Origin of the sequence: Streptomyces sp. DH12 (genome assembly GCF_020873895.1) — a bacterium.
GTDB lineage: Bacteria > Actinomycetota > Actinomycetes > Streptomycetales > Streptomycetaceae > Streptomyces.
In genome coordinates this window covers 1-528 of the sequence record NZ_JAHWGT010000663.1, presented here as the reverse complement: position 1 = coordinate 528, position 528 = coordinate 1, and the positions used below count along the sequence as shown (strand labels likewise).

The 528-nt window shown below is 72.5% G+C and carries 1 pseudogene and 1 riboswitch; the pseudogene reads left to right on the top strand.

The features are described 5' to 3' along the window. Positions 1-32: 32 nt before the first annotated feature. Positions 33-185: riboswitch (cyclic di-AMP (ydaO/yuaA leader) on the top strand. A gap of 7 nt (positions 186-192) precedes the next feature. Then, positions 193-528: pseudogene (locus LPA54_RS36360) on the top strand (glycoside hydrolase); the annotation flags it as partial.

Here is a 528-nt window from a genome sequence, read left to right as displayed (position 1 = left end):
ACCTCGCCGGACCGCGCGGCCCCCGCCGAGTCCATCGCTGCCCGCCGTGGCAGCCGGAGCCGGGGACCCACCGAGACCTGGGGTGAATCGGCCCACGCCCGCAGGGAGCGGCCGTAGGGCAACCCTTCCGAACCACCCGCCCGAACCCGACAGCTAACCCGGTAGGCGGAGCACTGGAAGGAGTCGCCTCCCTTGGCGTCGCACCGCAAGTCGCGCACCCCCGGCACGCGCGTGGCAGGCATACGCACCCCGGCCCTGGCCACGGCCGCGCTCACCTCCGTGGCCCTGCTCTCCCAGACCGCCGACGCCGCTCCCGGCGACGACCGGCCGAGCCTGGAGGAGGTCGAGAAGAAGGTCGGCGACCTCTACCGTCAGGCCGAGTCGGCGACCGAGAAGTACAACGCGGCCAAGGAGAAGACCACCAAGCAGCGCAAACGCGTCGACACCCTCCTCGACGACGTGGCGCAGCGCACACAGAAGCTGAACGAGGCGCGCGCGGAGCTGGGCTCCTACGCGGCCGCCCAGTAC